Source organism: Thauera sp. (assembly GCF_035444905.1).
Classification (GTDB): Bacteria; Pseudomonadota; Gammaproteobacteria; order Burkholderiales; family Rhodocyclaceae; genus Thauera.
The window spans coordinates 30,722-45,404 of sequence record NZ_DAOMPS010000018.1; the positions used below are offsets into that span (position 1 = coordinate 30,722).

Below are 14,683 nucleotides of genomic sequence, written 5' to 3' on the forward strand. Positions count from 1 at the left end.
TCTGGGCGTGAATACCGCCCGGCACGCTCGATAAAAGGAGACCAGCCATGCCCGAGTACCTTGCTCCCGGCGTCTATGTCGAGGAAACCAGCTTCCGCGCCAAGTCCATCGAAGGGGTGGGCACCAGCACCACGGCCTTCGTCGGGCCGACGCGCAAGGGCCCCTACCGCGTAGACACCGACGCCCAGGAAGTCCCCGAGCTGCTCACCAGCTTCGGCGACTTCGAGCGCATCTACGGTGGCATCGCCGACTTCGACTACAGCCCCGCAACCAACTACCTCGCCCACGGCGTGCGCGCCTTCTTCAACGAAGGCGGCTCGCGCCTGTACGTGTCGCGCGTGGTCGGTGGTGGCGCCGCCGCCGCAACGGGCAACGTCACCGCCGACGGCACGCCGGCAGCGCAGGCGGTCGCCTTCCAGGCGCGCTTTCCGGGTGCCATCGGCAATGGCCGCATCATCGTGCGCGAGGTGCTCGCCCCGGTCGCCCTCACCGCGATGACCAACGCCCCTGCCGGCAGCCTGCTCGCCACCGGCGCCGGCGCGGCCACCGCCTGGCACCTCAAGGTGGGCTCGACCTGGCACCCGGCGGCCAGCCCGGGCGATGCGGCGGAGGACGAGGCGGCACTTGCCGCGGCCACGCCGCGCCTGGCCACCCTGCTGGTGATCGCCATCGACGCCGATGGCGAGGACCTGAGCTACGAGGGGCTGGGCTTCGACCGCAGCCACCCGGCCTGGGTCGGCCACGTCATGTCGGCCACGCCCGGCCGCCGCGCCGACCACCTGCAGAACCTGTTCGCGATCAGCATCGGCGCCGGCGTCAGCGCGCTCGAGCTGCGCAACGCGCTGTTCGCCGGCGCCGCGAGCAATGCCGCCGGCGAGCTCGAGGCCAGCTTCAGCCTCGAGGACGGCAGCGACGGCGCCGCGCCGGCCGCGGCCGACTACGCGCTGGCGCTGGGCGAGCTCGCCGGCCTGGAGGACATCTCCATCGTCGCCGCCCCCGGCGCCTCGGCCTACGCCGACGCCCAGGCCATCAACAACCTGCTGATCTCGCATGCCGAATCCCGCCGCGCCTACCGCATCGCGGTGCTCGACCTGCCGCCCGACCAGCTGCCCGGCCAGGCACGCACCCTGCGCGGCCTGATCGACTCGCGCTACGCCGCGGTGTACTACCCCTGGGTGGTGGTCTCCAACCCGCTCGCCCGCCCGGGGCGCGAGGACATCCCGCGCGAGCTGGCGCTGCCGCCGTCGGGCTTCGTGTGCGGCATCTACGCCCGCAACGACGTCGAGCGCGGGGTGTGGAAGGCGCCCGCCAACGAGGTCGTGCGCGGTGCGCTGCGCTTCGAGCTCGACATCAACTTCGCCCAGCAGGAGATGCTCAACCCGATCGGGGTGAACTGCCTGCGCTACCTGTCCGGGCGGGGTTTTCGCGTGTGGGGCGCGAGGCTGGCCTCGTCCGACCCGGAGTGGAAGTACGTCAACGTGCGGCGCTACTTCAACTACCTCGAGTCCTCGATCGACCGCGGCACGCAGTGGGCGGTGTTCGAGCCCAACGGCGAGCGCCTGTGGGCCAACGTGCGGCAGACGATCTCCGACTTCCTCTACAACGAGTGGCGCAACGGCGCCCTGCTCGGGACCAAGACCGAGGAAGCCTTCTTCGTGCGCTGCGACCGCAGCACCATGACCCAGAACGACCTCGACAACGGTCGCCTGGTTTGCCTGATCGGCGTGGCGGTGATCAAGCCGGCCGAATTCGTCATCTTCCGCATCGGCCAGAAGACCGCCGATGCCCGTGCCTGATCGAGGGGGACTGAATCATGGCTGAGCGCATCACGCCCTATGGCGCCTTCAACTTCATCGTCAACTTCGACGGTGGCGAGGAGTTCGGCGGCTTCTCCGACGTCTCCGGCATCGGTACCGAGGTCACGGTGGCCGAATACCGGGCCGGCAACGACAAGGAGAACCATGTCCGCAAGGTCGCCGGCATCCACAAGGTCAGCGACGTCACCTGCAAGCGCGGCATCGTCAACTTCGACAGCCTGTGGGCCTGGATCGAGCAGACGCGCACCGACGGCCCGGCGGCGCAGAAGACGGTCGCCATCACCCTGATGGACGAGGCTCGCAACCCGGTGCGCACCTGGCTCCTGCGCGGCTGCATCCCGATGAAGTACACCGGCCCCACGCTGGCCGGCAAGGGCGGCGGCGACGTGGCAATGGAAGAGATCGTGCTGTCGGCCGAAGGCTTCGAAATCCAGGCCTGATCGATGGCCGCCTCATCCAGCACCTGATCCGGCACCTGATCCGGCACCCGACCCGCCGCTTCACCGGCCACCTAACCGAGCGTAACGCCACCATGAAAGGCCTCGCCTTCGAGATCGCCCCCCCGGCGCTGCAGGCCGACCCCAACCGGGTCGACATCGCCTGCTTCGTCGGCTTCGTCGGCCGCCGCCCCGGCGCGCTGCCGGCGGCGGTGCGCACGGCGCTGGCGCGCGCGCGCTGGACCGACGGCCCCTGGGCGCGACCGGCGGCAGAGATCGACAGCCTGCTGCAGCTGCCGGTGGCGGTGGACGGCTGGACCGCCTTTGACGCCCTCTATGCCTGGGACGAACGTCCGCTCGGCGGCGGCCGCCAGCACTGCGCCAGCGCGCTCGGCGCGGCGGTGCGGCGCTTTTTCGCCACTGGCGGCCGGCGCGCGCTGATCGTGCGCTGCGGCGATCCCTGGCCCTGGCTGGAGCCGACCACCGAGCGCACCGCCCGCCGCGATGAGCGCCTCGCCGCCCTGCTCGCCCCGCAGGCGAGCGCGATGGACCCCTCGTCCTGGCACGGCCTGGGCCATCTGCACGGCCTGCCCGAGGTCAGCCTGGTGTGCCTGCCCGACCTGCCCGACCTCTGCGCCGCGCCGCCCGAGACGCTGGCGGTGGCGATCGAGGCGCCCTCCTCGCCCGAAGTCTTCGTCGCCTGCAGCGACAACGCCGCGCCCGCGGTCGAGCAGGACATCGGCCTGCGCGACCTCGCCCCGCCGCGCTGCGATGCGGCCGGCCTCGCGGCCTGGCGCAACGCCCTCGGCCAGGCGCGGCTGCAGCTCGCCCGCCACCATCGCGAAAAGCTGCTGGTCGCCAGCCTGCCGCTGCCGACGCGCGACCTGCACCAGCCTGGCAGCGAGGCGGACGCCCAGGCCCGCACCGACTACCTCGCCCACCTCGAGCAGACCGGCGTGCTCGCCGCGCCGGACACCGCCGGCACCGGCACCGCGAGCGCCTTCATCCAGCTCGCCTGGCCCTGGCTCCGAACCGCGCAGGCGCGCGACCTGCCCGGCGAACTCGAGCCGCCCGAAGGCCTGCTCACCGGCCTCATCGCCCACAACGCGCTGGCCCGCGGCACCTTCCGCTCGATCGCCGGCACGCCGCTGCCGATGGTGTCGGGCAGCGAGCCGGTGCTGCCGTGGAGCGCCATCGCCCCCAGCCCGAGCGACGCCCTCGCCCGCCGCGTGTGCGTGATCGCGCCCCAGCCTGGCGGCTGGGCCCTGCAGTCCGACGTCAGCACCGCGGCCGACCAAGCTTGGCGCGCCGGCGGCGTCACCCGCCTGCTCGGCGCCGTGCTGCGCGCCGCCCGCACGGTGGGCAGCAACGCCTTGTTCGAGGCCAGCGGCCCAGCCCTGTGGCACAGCGTCGCGCGCAGCCTGGAACACACGCTGACCGCGTTCTGGCGCGAGGGTGGCCTGGGGGGCAAGGACCCGGCGGAGGCTTTCAGCGTGCGCTGCGACCTGACGACGATGACGCAGAACGACCTCGACAACGGCCGCCTGCGCGTCGAGGTGAGCCTGCTGCCGCTCGCCGCCATCGAGCGCATCACCGTGGTCCTCGAACTGGGTGGCGGCAGCAGCGCGTCGGCCACCGCGCCCGCGCTGGAGGTGGCGTGATGGCCGAGCCGCTCGACAGCGCGCGCCAGGAACGGCTCGACGCCGCCCCGCTCGGCGTGTTCCGCTTTCATGTCAGCTTTCGCAAGCAGCCGATCAAGGGCGCGACCGGCGCCGAGGTGCCGCTGTGCCAGGGCGCCTTTGCCGAATGCAGCGGCCTCGAGGCGAGCATGGAACCCAAGGTGATCAAGGTCGGCGGCGCCAACTACGGCGCGGTGCAGCGCGCCGGCCCGGTCAGCTTCGCCACCGTCGTGCTCAAGCGCGGCATGACGCGCACCCGCAACGGCCGCCAGGAGCTGTGGGACTGGTTCGCCACCGTCGCCGCCGGCGCCTACGCCTACCGCATGGAGGTCGAGATCGAAATGCGCAACGGCCGCGACGAGCCGGTGCTGCGCTGGGCGCTGCGGCGCGCGCTGCCGGTCAAGTTCAAGGCCGCCGACCTCAACGCCAAGGGCACCGAGGTCGGCATCGAGGAACTGCACCTGGCCCACGAGGGCCTGGTGCTGGTGAGCTGAGGAGCCGGCCATGCCGCAGCTGCCTGCCGAACTCATCGACGAGCCCGCCAGCTTCGAGACGCTGACCGGGGAGAAAGTCAGCGTGCCGGTGCACTTCAACCCGGCCAGCCTGCAATACACCGTCGCCAACACCCTCAAGGAAGAAGGCAAGGGCGCCAAGAAGAAGCAGTACGTCAGCCAGACCACGGCCAAGCTGACGATGGACCTGGTGTTCGACACCACCGACAGCGGCGAGGACGTGCGCGTCACCACCAACAAGATGGCCAAGCTGCTGCAGCCGGTCGCGGCCGGCGGCGGCAAGAACGTGCCACCGACGGTGCGCTTCAGCTGGGGCGCCTATGCCTTCACCGGCATGGTCGAGCAGTACAAGGAGACGATCGACTTCTTCGCCGCCGGCGGCGTGCCGCTGCGCGCCTCGATCAACCTCACGCTGTCGAGCCAGGACGTGGTCTTCGACAGCGGCACCGCGAGCCCGGCCTCGGTCGACGCCAACCTTGGACCCGAGCCGGTGGTCGCGCCGGGCGCGGACGACGGCGCCGGCCCCGGTGGCGCGCAAGGGGTGGCCAACGCCGCGGGCGATCCGCGTGCCGCACGCGCCATCGCAGCCGCGAACGGCGCAGACAGCCTGCGCTTCGGCGCCGGCGCCAGCCTCGCTGTGGGCGCCTCGGTCGGCGCGGGCTTTGCGGCAGGCGCCGGATTTTCCGCTGGCATCGGCGCGTCGGCCGGAGCGGGCTTCTCGGCCTCGGCGGGGGCAGGCTTGTCGGCCTCGGCCGGCCTGTCCGCCGGCGCCGGCGCCAACCTGCTGCCGCCCGCCGCCTTCGCCAGTGGCGGTGGCGGGCTGAGCCTGGGTGCGGGTGCGGGCGCCGGCCTTGGCCTGTCCGCCGGAGGCGGCCTGTCGCTGGGCGCGGGCGCCAGTGCCGGCTTCGGCGCGAGCCTGAGTGCGGGTGCGAGCGCAGGCGCAGGCTTCAGCGCCGGTGCCGGCGCAAGCGCCGGCTTTTCCGGCCTGCGCCTGGAAACCAGCCAGAGCACGCGCAGCCTCAACACGGCCGCGCTGCTGCCCGGCCCGACGAACGCCAGCTTCGGCGCCTCGGCGGGCGGCGTCGCCGCCGGTGGCCGACTCACGGCCAGCAGCGGCGGCCTGCGTGCCGAGGTCGGCGCGGAAGCCGACTTCGTCATCGGCGGCCGCTGACACGAGGAGGACAGCACGATGCCGATCATGATCGAAGAGATGCACACCCAGATCCGACCGGAGCGCGAGCCGGCGGAACGCGAGCCGGGCCGCGAGTCCGGTGCCGCCGGGGGTGGCCTCGACCCTGCGCTGCTTGCCGCGCTCGCCGAGCAGATCCGGCGCGAACTGCGCCTGCGCGAGGAACGCCGCCTGCGCTGGCAGGCGGACTAGGAGCGGCGCCATGAGCACCGAGACCTCCGTCAGCCAGACCGCCGTCTATCGCGCGCGCCCCACGCTGCGCCTGGCCGGCCAGGCCGACGAGCGCGCCTCCGAGCTGCTGATCGGCATGTGCATCGAGGAGTCCGAAGGCGGCATGAGCACCGCCGAGCTGCGCTTCTCGAACTGGGCGAGCACGCGTGACGGCAACGCCGAGCCCGCCTTCGAGGACGGCAGCCGGCTGGCGCTGGGCACCGCGATCGAGGTCTATGCCGGCGACGAGGCCCAGGCGCGCGAGCTGTTCCGCGGCGTGGTCAGCGCGCTCGAGGCCGAGTTCGTGCAGGGCTCTCCGCCCGAGCTCGTCGTCCTCGCCGAGGATCCGCTCGGCCGTGCGCGCCTGTCCCGCCGCAGCAAGGTATTCACCGACATGAGCCCGGCCGCGGTGGTGCGCGCGGTGGCGGGCGAACTGGGCCTGCGGCCGACGGTGCAGGGCCTGGACGCCCCGGTGGCGACCTGGGCCCAGCTCAACGAGAGCGACCTCGCCTTCCTGCGCCGCCTGCTCGGGCGCTTCGACGCCGACCTTCAGATCGTCGGCGAGGAGCTGCAGGTCGCGCCGCGCGGCGAGGTCCGGCGCGGCGAGCTGAGCCTCGAGCTGCACGGCCAGCTCGCCCGCGCCCGCGTCACCGCCGACCTCGCCCACCAGGTCAGCCGCGTCACCGCCGGCGGCTGGAACCCGGTCAGCGGCAGCACCGTCAGCGGCGAGGCCACCCGCTGCGCCCACGCCGGCCCGGGCAGCGGCACCAGCGGCGCAGACTGGCTGACGCGCGCGCTCGAGGCGCGCAGCGAACACCTCGGCCATCTCGCGCTCGCCACCGACGAGGAGGCGAGCGCGGTCGCCGCCGCCGCCTTCGACCAGCGCGCGCGCCGCTTCGTGCGCCTGGACGGCATCGCCGAGGGCAACGCCCAGTTGCGCGTCGGCACCCATGTCGCCGTCAGCGGCCTGTCGCCGCGCTTCGACAACACCTATTACGTCGTCGAGGCCCGCCACCGCTACGACATGCAGGCCGGCTACCGCACCGAGTTCGTCGGTGAATGCGCCTGGCTGGGAGGCCGCTGATGGACCGCGCCCCGCACTTCCTCGCCGCCACCGGCTGGATGCAGTCCGCCACCCTGGCGCGCGTGGTCAGCCTCGACGACCCCGAGTCGCTCAACCGCGTGCAGGTGCGCCTGTTCGCGCTCGACGGCGCCGACCAGCAGGACGCGCCGCTGTGGGCGCGTGTGGTCTGCCCCTTCGCCGGCGACCAGCGCGGCGCCTTCTTCATGCCCGATGTCGACGACGAGGTGCTGGTCGTGTTCGTGCAGGGCGACAGCCGCTACCCGCTGGTGCTGGGCGGGCTGTGGAACGGCAGCGCCGCCGCCCCGGCCGATCTGGGCAGCGAGGGCAACCGCTTCAAGCGCATCCGCTCGAAGAACGGCGTGGTCGTGACCCTGGACGACCAGCAGGGTCAGGAAAAGCTCGTGCTCGAGACCCCCGCCGGGCAGAAGGTCACGCTCGGCGACGGCCCCGGCACGATCACCGTCGAGGACAGCAACGGCAACCGCGTGGTGATGGATTCGAGCAGCATCGCCTTCACCGCCTCGGCCAAGCTCAAGATCGACGCACCGCAGGTGGACATCACCGCCGGCATGGTCAATGTGAATACCGCGATCGCCAAGTTCTCCGGCATCGTCAAGTGCGAGATGCTGCAGACCACGGCGGTGGTGTCGACCAGCTACACACCGGGAGCGGGGAACATATGGTGAGGCACCCCCACGAGGTCCTGCTCGGACCGCCGCGCGACATCGCCACCTGGCCTGCCGAAGGCTGCGGTGCGCCGGCCATCCTGCAACGCAGTGACGACGACTTCATCCCCGCCGTGCTCGCCGCCTTGCGCGAACCCGGTGCGCGCAGCGCGCTGCGCGACAACCTGGCGCGGAGCGTCACGCTGGCCGCCGGCGCCGACACGCGCCCGACCAGCAAACGCGCTGCGGGTCGCGGCCTGCTTGATTCGCTGCGCGCCGCCAGCGGCCGGCTCGGCCTGCCGGGCGCGCGCCTCAAGGCCCCCGCGACCAACAGCGGCGCCGAGAAGGCTGCCAGCGGCAAGGGCAGCGCCGCCGCGCTCGACACTCTCCACCGCGCGGTGCGGGGCCAGACGGTGCTCAAGCTGTTCCAGCCCATCCAGCGCCAGTTTCACCTCGCCGTCATGGAAGCGCGCTGCGACACGCCGGGGCTGCCGCGCATCGACCCGGCGAAGGTTGAGTCGGCCGGGCTGGTGATCCGCCGCCTGCGCAGCGACAAGGGCCGCGAGATCCGCCAGGGCTGGATGCGCGCCGCCGACGGCGTGCGTGGCTGGGTGCAGGTCGACAGCAGCGAGGCGCCGCTGCCGCCGCGCCACGACCCCGACGCCCGCCGGCGCCTGAGCCGCCCGGGCACCCGCCAGCCCGCCCTCGACCGCGAGCTCCTGGCCCTGATCAGCGCCCACGAGGACGCCGTGCTGAGCGAGGACGTGGTGCCGATGTTCGTCGCCCCACCCGAGGTGTGCACCGCCGCCGGCGCCACGCTGTTCTACGGCCTGGTTCCCACCAGCAGCAGCGACCGCGCCGAGGGCGGTGCGCCCGCCTTTGACGACGAAGGCTTCGGCGCCAGCTCGAGCGCCTTCACCACGCACCTGGTCGGTACTCTGCGCGGCCTTCCCGACAGCTTCCCGCGCCCGGGGCGGCTGGTGACCGAGGACCTCGCCTCCCTCGCGCGCACCCCGGGCGCCGATCAGAGCGCGATGCAGCGCCTGCTGCTGTTGCTGCGCCAGCTCGCGGTCGAGTTCGGCGCCTTCGAGGATGCCCCCGAGGCCGACGCGCTGATGCAGGTGCTCGACGGCATCCGCCTGCCGCTCGCCGACGCCGCCGGCAAGCCGATCGAAGGCACGACGCCCGCTGGCGCCTTCCTGCGCGTTGCCACCGCCATCCTGCTCGACGGCGACACCCCGGCCGATCCGCCGACGATGCCGCTGGGCTGGCCCGCGCTCGACACGCCCACCGCCCAGCGCCTCGCCCTGGCGCTGCACGCCTGCCTGCTGCGCCGCTTCGAGGCCTTGAGCGGCCAGGCCGGACGCTACGACGACCAGGACGCCCAGTACGTGCTGCGCGCCTTCGTGCGCCTCAAGCCCGAGGGCCCCTGCCCGGCACGCACGGTGTGGAGCGCCTACAGCCCGCGCTTCGTCATCGCGCCCTGGTACGAGGGCAGCGGCGCGCCGCCCACCCAGGTGGCGATGCCCGACCCCACCGACAAGGCCACGCTGAGGAAACTCAAGCCCAATGTCGCCTTCACCGTGCCGGCCTCGATGCAGCACCTGCTGTCGGGCGACCCGCTCGACATGCTCGAAGGCAAGAAGCCCGCCGGCGAGGGCCTGGGCCTGGGCTGGATCTGCGGCTTCAACATCCCGATCATCACGATCTGCGCCTTCATCGTGCTGAACATCTTCCTGTCGCTGTTCGATCTGTTCCTGCGCTGGATGATGTTCTTCAAGATCTGCATCCCCTTCCCCAAGAAGGGGGGCGGCGAGGGCGGTGGAGGTGGCGGATGAGCACCAGCCCGCTCCCCCGCCCGCTCGTCGGCTGGCCGTTGTTCGCCGTGCCCGATGCCGACGGCCGCCTCGACTGGCCGACACCCGAGGCCAGTGTGCGCCAGTCGATCCGCATCATCCTCAGCACGCGGCCGGGCGAGCAGCTGATGCGGCCCGAGTTCGGCGCCGGCGTCGACCGCCTGCTGCACCAGCCCAACAACCTCGCCACCCGCCGCCAGTTGCGCGACTGGGTCAGCGCGGCGCTCGAGCGCTGGGAACGGCGCATCCTGCTCGACCGCGTCGAGGTGCTCGAAGTCCCCGACCGCCCGACCGAACTGCGCGTGGAGATCGCCTACCGGCTCGCCCGCAGCGGCAGCCCCGGCGCAGTGGCGGTGACCGTCCGACTGGAGGAAGGCTGACATGCCCATCCTGCCACCCCGCCTCGACGACCGCAGCTTCGACGACCTGCTCGAGGACTTGCTTGCCCGCATCCCGGCGCACACGCCCGAGTGGACCCACCCGCGCCTGGGCGACCCCGGCCGCACGCTGCTCGAGCTCTTCGCCTGGCTCGGCGATGCGCTGCTGTATCGCGCCAACCTGATCCCCGAGCGCCAGCGCCTGGTGTTCCTTAAGCTGCTCGGCCAGGGCCTGCGCCCGGCCCAGCCGGCCTCGGCCATCCTCAGCCTCGGTTTTGCCCAGCCCACCGAGCTCGCCGCGCTCACCCTCGCTGCCGGCGCCGTCATCAAGGGGCCGCAGCCTTTCGAGACCCTGGCCGAGACCACGGTGCTGCCGATCAGCGCCGAGGCCTGCTACAAGCGCCCGCTCGACGAGGCCGACAGTGCCCGCCTCGCCGAGCTCATCGACGGCCTGCAGCGGGTGCACCGCATCGACGGCGCGGCGCGCGGCTACCAGGTGACGCCGCTGTTCGAGAACGGCCAGGCGGTCGGTGAGGGGGTCGATGTGTTCGCCGACAGCATCGACCGCGCGCTGTGGCTGGCCCTGCTCGCGCCCGCGGCGCGACCGGAGCAGCAGGCCGCGGTCACCGCTGCCGCGCGCAGCGCCCTCGGCGGCGGCGACAGCGGCGCCACCGCCCTGCTGTCGGTCGGCGTGGTGCCGGCGATCGCCGCGCCGGCGCTGTTCGAGGAGATCGGGCCACGCGCCCGCATCCCGGTGATGTGGGAGATCGTGACCCAGGGCGCCAACGGCGTCGATGCCGACTACCTCACCATCGACCCCCTGCCCGGCACGCTCAACGACACCACCGCCGGCCTCACCCGCCCGGGCGTGCTGCGCCTGCCGATGCCCGACGAGTCCCTGATCTGGGCGCCGTCCAACGACGTCGGCGACAACCCACGCGCCGGCGTCGGCGACAACCCGCCGCGGCTCGACGACCCCGAACGCGCCGCGCGCCTGATCGGCTGGCTGCGCCTGCGGCCGCGGCCGGGCAGCGGCGTCGAACACCTGAAGCTGTCCTGGGTCGGCGTCAATGCGGTCGAGGCTGACCAGCGCAGCACGATCGGCGGCCGCGTGCTCGGCGTGTCCACCGGCACCGCCGACCAGGTCTTCCAGTTACCCGCCGGCTCGGTCGATGCCGCGAGCCTGCGCATCGAGGTCGAGGAGCCGGGCCGCGGCTATCGGGAATGGCGGCGGGTCGACGAGCTCGCCGCGATCTCCGCCGACCCCGTCGTCGCCCGCGAGACCGGCGCCTTCGAGCTCGACGCCGAGGCCGGCACGCTGCGCTTCGGCGATGGCGTGCGCGGCCGCGTGCCGGAACGCCAGATGCGCGTCCGTCTCGCCCATGGTCGCTTCGGCGGCGGACGGGCGGGCAATCTGCCGGCGGGCAGCCTCACCGAGCTCGCCAGCGCGCGCGTGGTGGGTAGCCCGCGCGCGCTGCCGGCGATCAAGGTGCATCAGCCGCTGGCCAGCGCCGGCGGCGAGGACGCCGAGACCCTGGCCCTGGCCGAGCGCCGCATCCCGGCCCTGCTGCGCCATCGCGAGCGCGCGGTGACGGCCGAGGACTATCGCCGCCTGGCGCAGGAGGTGCCCGGCACCGAGGTCGGCCGGGTGGACGTGCTGCCGCGCTTCAAGCCGCGCGAGCGCCGCTTCGACGTGCCCGGCGTGGTCAGCGTGATGGTGCTGCCGGCGCGCGCGCTGGGCCCGGCCCCCAATCCGCGCCCGGACCGCCCCTTCATCGAGCGGGTGCACGCCCATCTCGCCGCACGCACGCCGCTTGCCACCGAGTGCTACGTGATCGGCTGCGAATACCTCGCCCTCGGCCTGTCGGTGGCGGTGGTCATCCGCGACGGTTTCGCCCGCGACGCGGTGCTGTTCGAGGTGCGCGAGGCCCTGCGCCGCCTGTTGTGGCCGCTGCCACCCTTCGGCCCCACCGGCAGCGGCTGGCCGCTGCGCCGCCCGGTGCGCGAACGCGAGCTCGAGGTCGAGGTGTCGCGCGTCGCCGGCGTGGCCGAGGTCGCCGGCCTCAACCTGTTCGAACGCGCGCAGATCGACGGCGAGACCACCTGGCGCCTGCTGACGCGCAACACGGTCGACGCTTCGCAGCAGCTCGAGCTGGCGCCCTGGCAGCTGCCCGAACTGCTCAGCGTGCTGGTGATCGAGGTCGCCGCAGGCAGCGCCAACGCCGCGCCGGGCTCGCTCGCGGCGCTGCCCAACCCCTTCGCCGACGACACGGCCGTCGCCGTGCCGGTCGTGCCCGAGGTGTGCTGATGGACGCCAACCGCCAGCGCTTCTGGTTACTCGCCGACGACCACCACTGGCCGGCGCGCAGCCATGTCGACTATCGCAGCGCCTGCCGCGCACTGCACCTGTCGAGCGAGCGCAGCCTCGGCGCCATGGTGGCCGACGCCGCCGCGATCGCAGCTTCGGCGCTGGAGCGCCTGCCGCATGCGATCGACCGTGAAGGCGCCACCGCCTGGTGGGACGAGGCCGCCAGCGCGCTGCAGGTGCGCAGCCACCTGCCCGCGCCCGCCACCCTGCTCGAGCTGCCCGAGCGCCTGCAGGACTTCGCCCCCGGCCACGACGACGTGCTCTACGTCGCGCTCGCCGGCCGCCTGCTGCTGCACGACCTGCGCGGCCGCTGGCCCGACTTCGTGCTGCCGACCCCCGGCTTCCAGGCCTGGCGCGTCGCCGCGGCAGCCGGCGGCGGCGCCTGGTTGCTCGAACGTGGCAGCGGCCGCCTGGCGCGCCTGCGCGGCTGCCTGCAGGCCGCGCGCCCGGCAGCGGACTATGCCGCCACCACCTTCCGTCCCGACCCCGAGAACGCCGACGCCCCGCGCCTGCACCTGGCGCCCGCGCTGGCCTGGCCGACGGGCGAACGACCGCAGGCGATCGCCGCCCACCCGGACGGTCGCCTCGCGTTGCTGTCCTGGTTCGGCGACGGCGAATGCCGGCTGCGCCTGCTCGAGGCCGACGCGCGCGCGCTCGGTGCCGCCCAGACACTGGCCGGCCTGCGCTTCGCCTATGCGCTCGACTGGCTCGGCGACGGCGGCATCGCCGTGCGCGTGCCGGGCCGGCGCGACGCACCGGTGTTCCGCCCACGCGCCACCGGCGAGGCCCTCACCCTGCAGGCCAGTGGCGACATCTATCCGCTGCAGCCCGAGGCCGAGGAAGCCCCCTTCGCCCACCGCCTCGACCAGCCGCCGCACTATCCGGTGATCGGTCCGGCACTCGAACCGCTGCACCGGCTGTCGGTGTCGCGCCTCGCCCGCCGTGGCGAGGCCGCCAACTTCGGCGCCGGCCCGCCGCACCTGATCGACAGTGGCGATGCCGCCACCGTATGGCATCGCCTGTATGCCGAAGCCCGCCTGCCGGCCGAGTGCGGCTTCGTGGTGTGGCTTGCCGCCACCGCCGAGCCTTCGCCCGAAGGCGTCGTCGACTGGGAACCCCATGTGTTCGGCGCGGTGCCGGCCGAGGAACTGCCCGCAGGGCCGCTGCCGCGCGCCGCCTGGGAGCGCCTGCCGTCCGAGCTGCCCGGCCATCCCGGCCTGGGCGCCTGGGGCGCACCGCAGCCCGGCCGCGCCGGCCTATGGACGGTGCTCGTGCAACGCCACGGGCGGCGGGTGCGTGCGCTGCGCGGGCGCTACCTGTGGGTGCGCATCACGCTGCACGGCAACGGCCGCGACTCGCCCGAGATCGCCGCGCTGCGCGCCTACGGCCCGCGTTTCCCCGTTCGCGACCAGTACCTGCCGCGGCTCTATCACGAGACCGAGTTCGGTGCCGCTGCCGATGCCCGCGTCGCCCCCGGCGAGCCACAGAGCACCCCGGCCGATTTCCTCGAACGCTTCCTCGGCAACGTCGAAGGCTGGCTCACCGCGCTCGAGGACCGCGTCGCCGCCGCGCATCTGCTCACCGACCCCGACACCGTCGCCGAGCCCGGGCTGGACTGGCTCGGGAGCTGGATCGGCGTCGCCTTCGACCCCGCGCTACCCGCCGCGCGGCGCCGCGACTGGCTGCGCCATGCGGCCGAGCTCGCGCGCTTCCACGGCACGCGGCACGGCCTGCTGCTGGCGCTCGACCTCGCCACCGACGGCGGCGTGCGCGCGGGCCGCATCGTCGTCATCGAGGGCTTTCGCATCCGCCGCCTGCTGGCAACGCTGCTCGGCGTCGACCTCAACGTCGAGGACGATCCGCTGCTGCCCGGCCTGGTCATCAGCGGCAACTCGGTGGTCGGCGACACCCTGATCCTGGGCGAGGCCGAGCGCGTCGAGCTGCTCGCGCTGTTCCGCGACGAGGTCGCCAGCGCCGCCGAGCGCGCCGCCGTGCGCGCCTTCTACGAGCGGCTGGCCTACCGCACGCTGGTGCTGCTGCACGGCGAGCAGGAGGGTGACAGCACGGCCGCCGAACACGCGGATGGCCTGCTGCGCCGCATCATCGAGCTCGAGGCGCCGGCCCACGTCGAGGTGCAGATCGCGCGCGCGAGTTGGCCGCTGCTCACCGGCATCGCCAGCCTGGTCGGTGTGGACACCTGGCTCGGCCCGCCGCGACCGCCGCAGCCGGCACGCGCCGACCACAGCACGCTCGGCCACGGCGACCGCGTGCTCGGCGTCGCCAGCCTCGATCCGCGCCTGTCGGGCGCGGCGGCGACGCTCGCGCCCTTGCCGCTGCCGGTCGCCGACGCCGGCGCCGACGCACGCGTCGCCCACGGCCGCAGCTTCGTGCTCGACGGCGGCGGCTCGCACGCCGCCCCGGGCCGCCACCTCACCGAATACCGCTGGCGCCTGCTCGGCTAGCCGCCCGCCCCGTTCCGCCACCAACAA

General features: G+C 73.5%; 12 protein-coding genes. All 12 read left to right on the forward strand.

Features of this window, described 5'->3' with window-relative positions; all coding sequences use genetic code 11:
• The first annotated feature begins 47 nt into the window (after positions 1-47).
• Positions 48-1,796 carry a phage tail sheath family protein gene (locus PLC66_RS10260; RefSeq protein WP_324540005.1) on the forward strand — a complete coding sequence of 583 codons (1,749 nt, stop codon included), beginning with the start codon at positions 48-50 and terminating at the stop codon, positions 1,794-1,796.
• 17 nt (positions 1,797-1,813) lie between these two features.
• Positions 1,814-2,257, forward strand: coding sequence for a phage tail protein (locus tag PLC66_RS10265; RefSeq protein ID WP_324540007.1), 444 nt, complete (start codon positions 1,814-1,816; stop codon positions 2,255-2,257).
• Positions 2,258-2,349: 92 nt separating this feature from the next.
• A complete protein-coding gene (locus PLC66_RS10270) occupies positions 2,350-3,915 on the forward strand; it encodes a hypothetical protein (protein WP_324540009.1) in 1,566 nt (521 codons plus the stop codon).
• Positions 3,915-4,427 (forward strand): phage tail protein, encoded by a 513-nt coding sequence (locus PLC66_RS10275; RefSeq protein WP_324540011.1) that lies wholly within the window; start codon positions 3,915-3,917, stop codon positions 4,425-4,427. The genes PLC66_RS10270 and PLC66_RS10275 overlap by 1 nt, the downstream gene beginning before the upstream one ends.
• Before the next feature lie 10 nt (positions 4,428-4,437).
• Positions 4,438-5,616: a CIS tube protein gene (locus PLC66_RS10280; RefSeq protein ID WP_324540013.1), complete on the forward strand. Its 1,179-nt coding sequence runs from the start codon at positions 4,438-4,440 to the stop codon at positions 5,614-5,616.
• Between the two features lie 18 nt (positions 5,617-5,634).
• Positions 5,635-5,826 carry a hypothetical protein gene (locus PLC66_RS10285; RefSeq protein WP_324540015.1) on the forward strand — a complete coding sequence of 64 codons (192 nt, stop codon included), beginning with the start codon at positions 5,635-5,637 and terminating at the stop codon, positions 5,824-5,826.
• Between the two features lie 10 nt (positions 5,827-5,836).
• A complete protein-coding gene (locus PLC66_RS10290) occupies positions 5,837-6,928 on the forward strand; it encodes a phage late control D family protein (protein WP_324540017.1) in 1,092 nt (363 codons plus the stop codon).
• Positions 6,928-7,614, forward strand: coding sequence for a phage baseplate assembly protein V (locus tag PLC66_RS10295; protein WP_324540019.1), 687 nt, complete (start codon positions 6,928-6,930; stop codon positions 7,612-7,614). The genes PLC66_RS10290 and PLC66_RS10295 overlap by 1 nt, the downstream gene beginning before the upstream one ends.
• Positions 7,611-9,431: a hypothetical protein gene (locus PLC66_RS10300; protein ID WP_324540021.1), complete on the forward strand. Its 1,821-nt coding sequence runs from the start codon at positions 7,611-7,613 to the stop codon at positions 9,429-9,431. Before PLC66_RS10295 ends, PLC66_RS10300 begins: the two co-directional genes overlap by 4 nt.
• Positions 9,428-9,829: a GPW/gp25 family protein gene (locus PLC66_RS10305; protein ID WP_324540023.1), complete on the forward strand. Its 402-nt coding sequence runs from the start codon at positions 9,428-9,430 to the stop codon at positions 9,827-9,829. The genes PLC66_RS10300 and PLC66_RS10305 overlap by 4 nt, the downstream gene beginning before the upstream one ends.
• 1 nt (position 9,830) lies before the next feature.
• A complete protein-coding gene (locus PLC66_RS10310; RefSeq protein WP_324540025.1) occupies positions 9,831-12,134 on the forward strand; it encodes a putative baseplate assembly protein in 2,304 nt (767 codons plus the stop codon).
• Complete coding sequence (locus tag PLC66_RS10315) at positions 12,134-14,656, forward strand: phage tail protein (protein WP_324540027.1); 2,523 nt, start codon at positions 12,134-12,136, stop codon at positions 14,654-14,656. Before PLC66_RS10310 ends, PLC66_RS10315 begins: the two co-directional genes overlap by 1 nt.
• Positions 14,657-14,683: the final 27 nt, after the last annotated feature.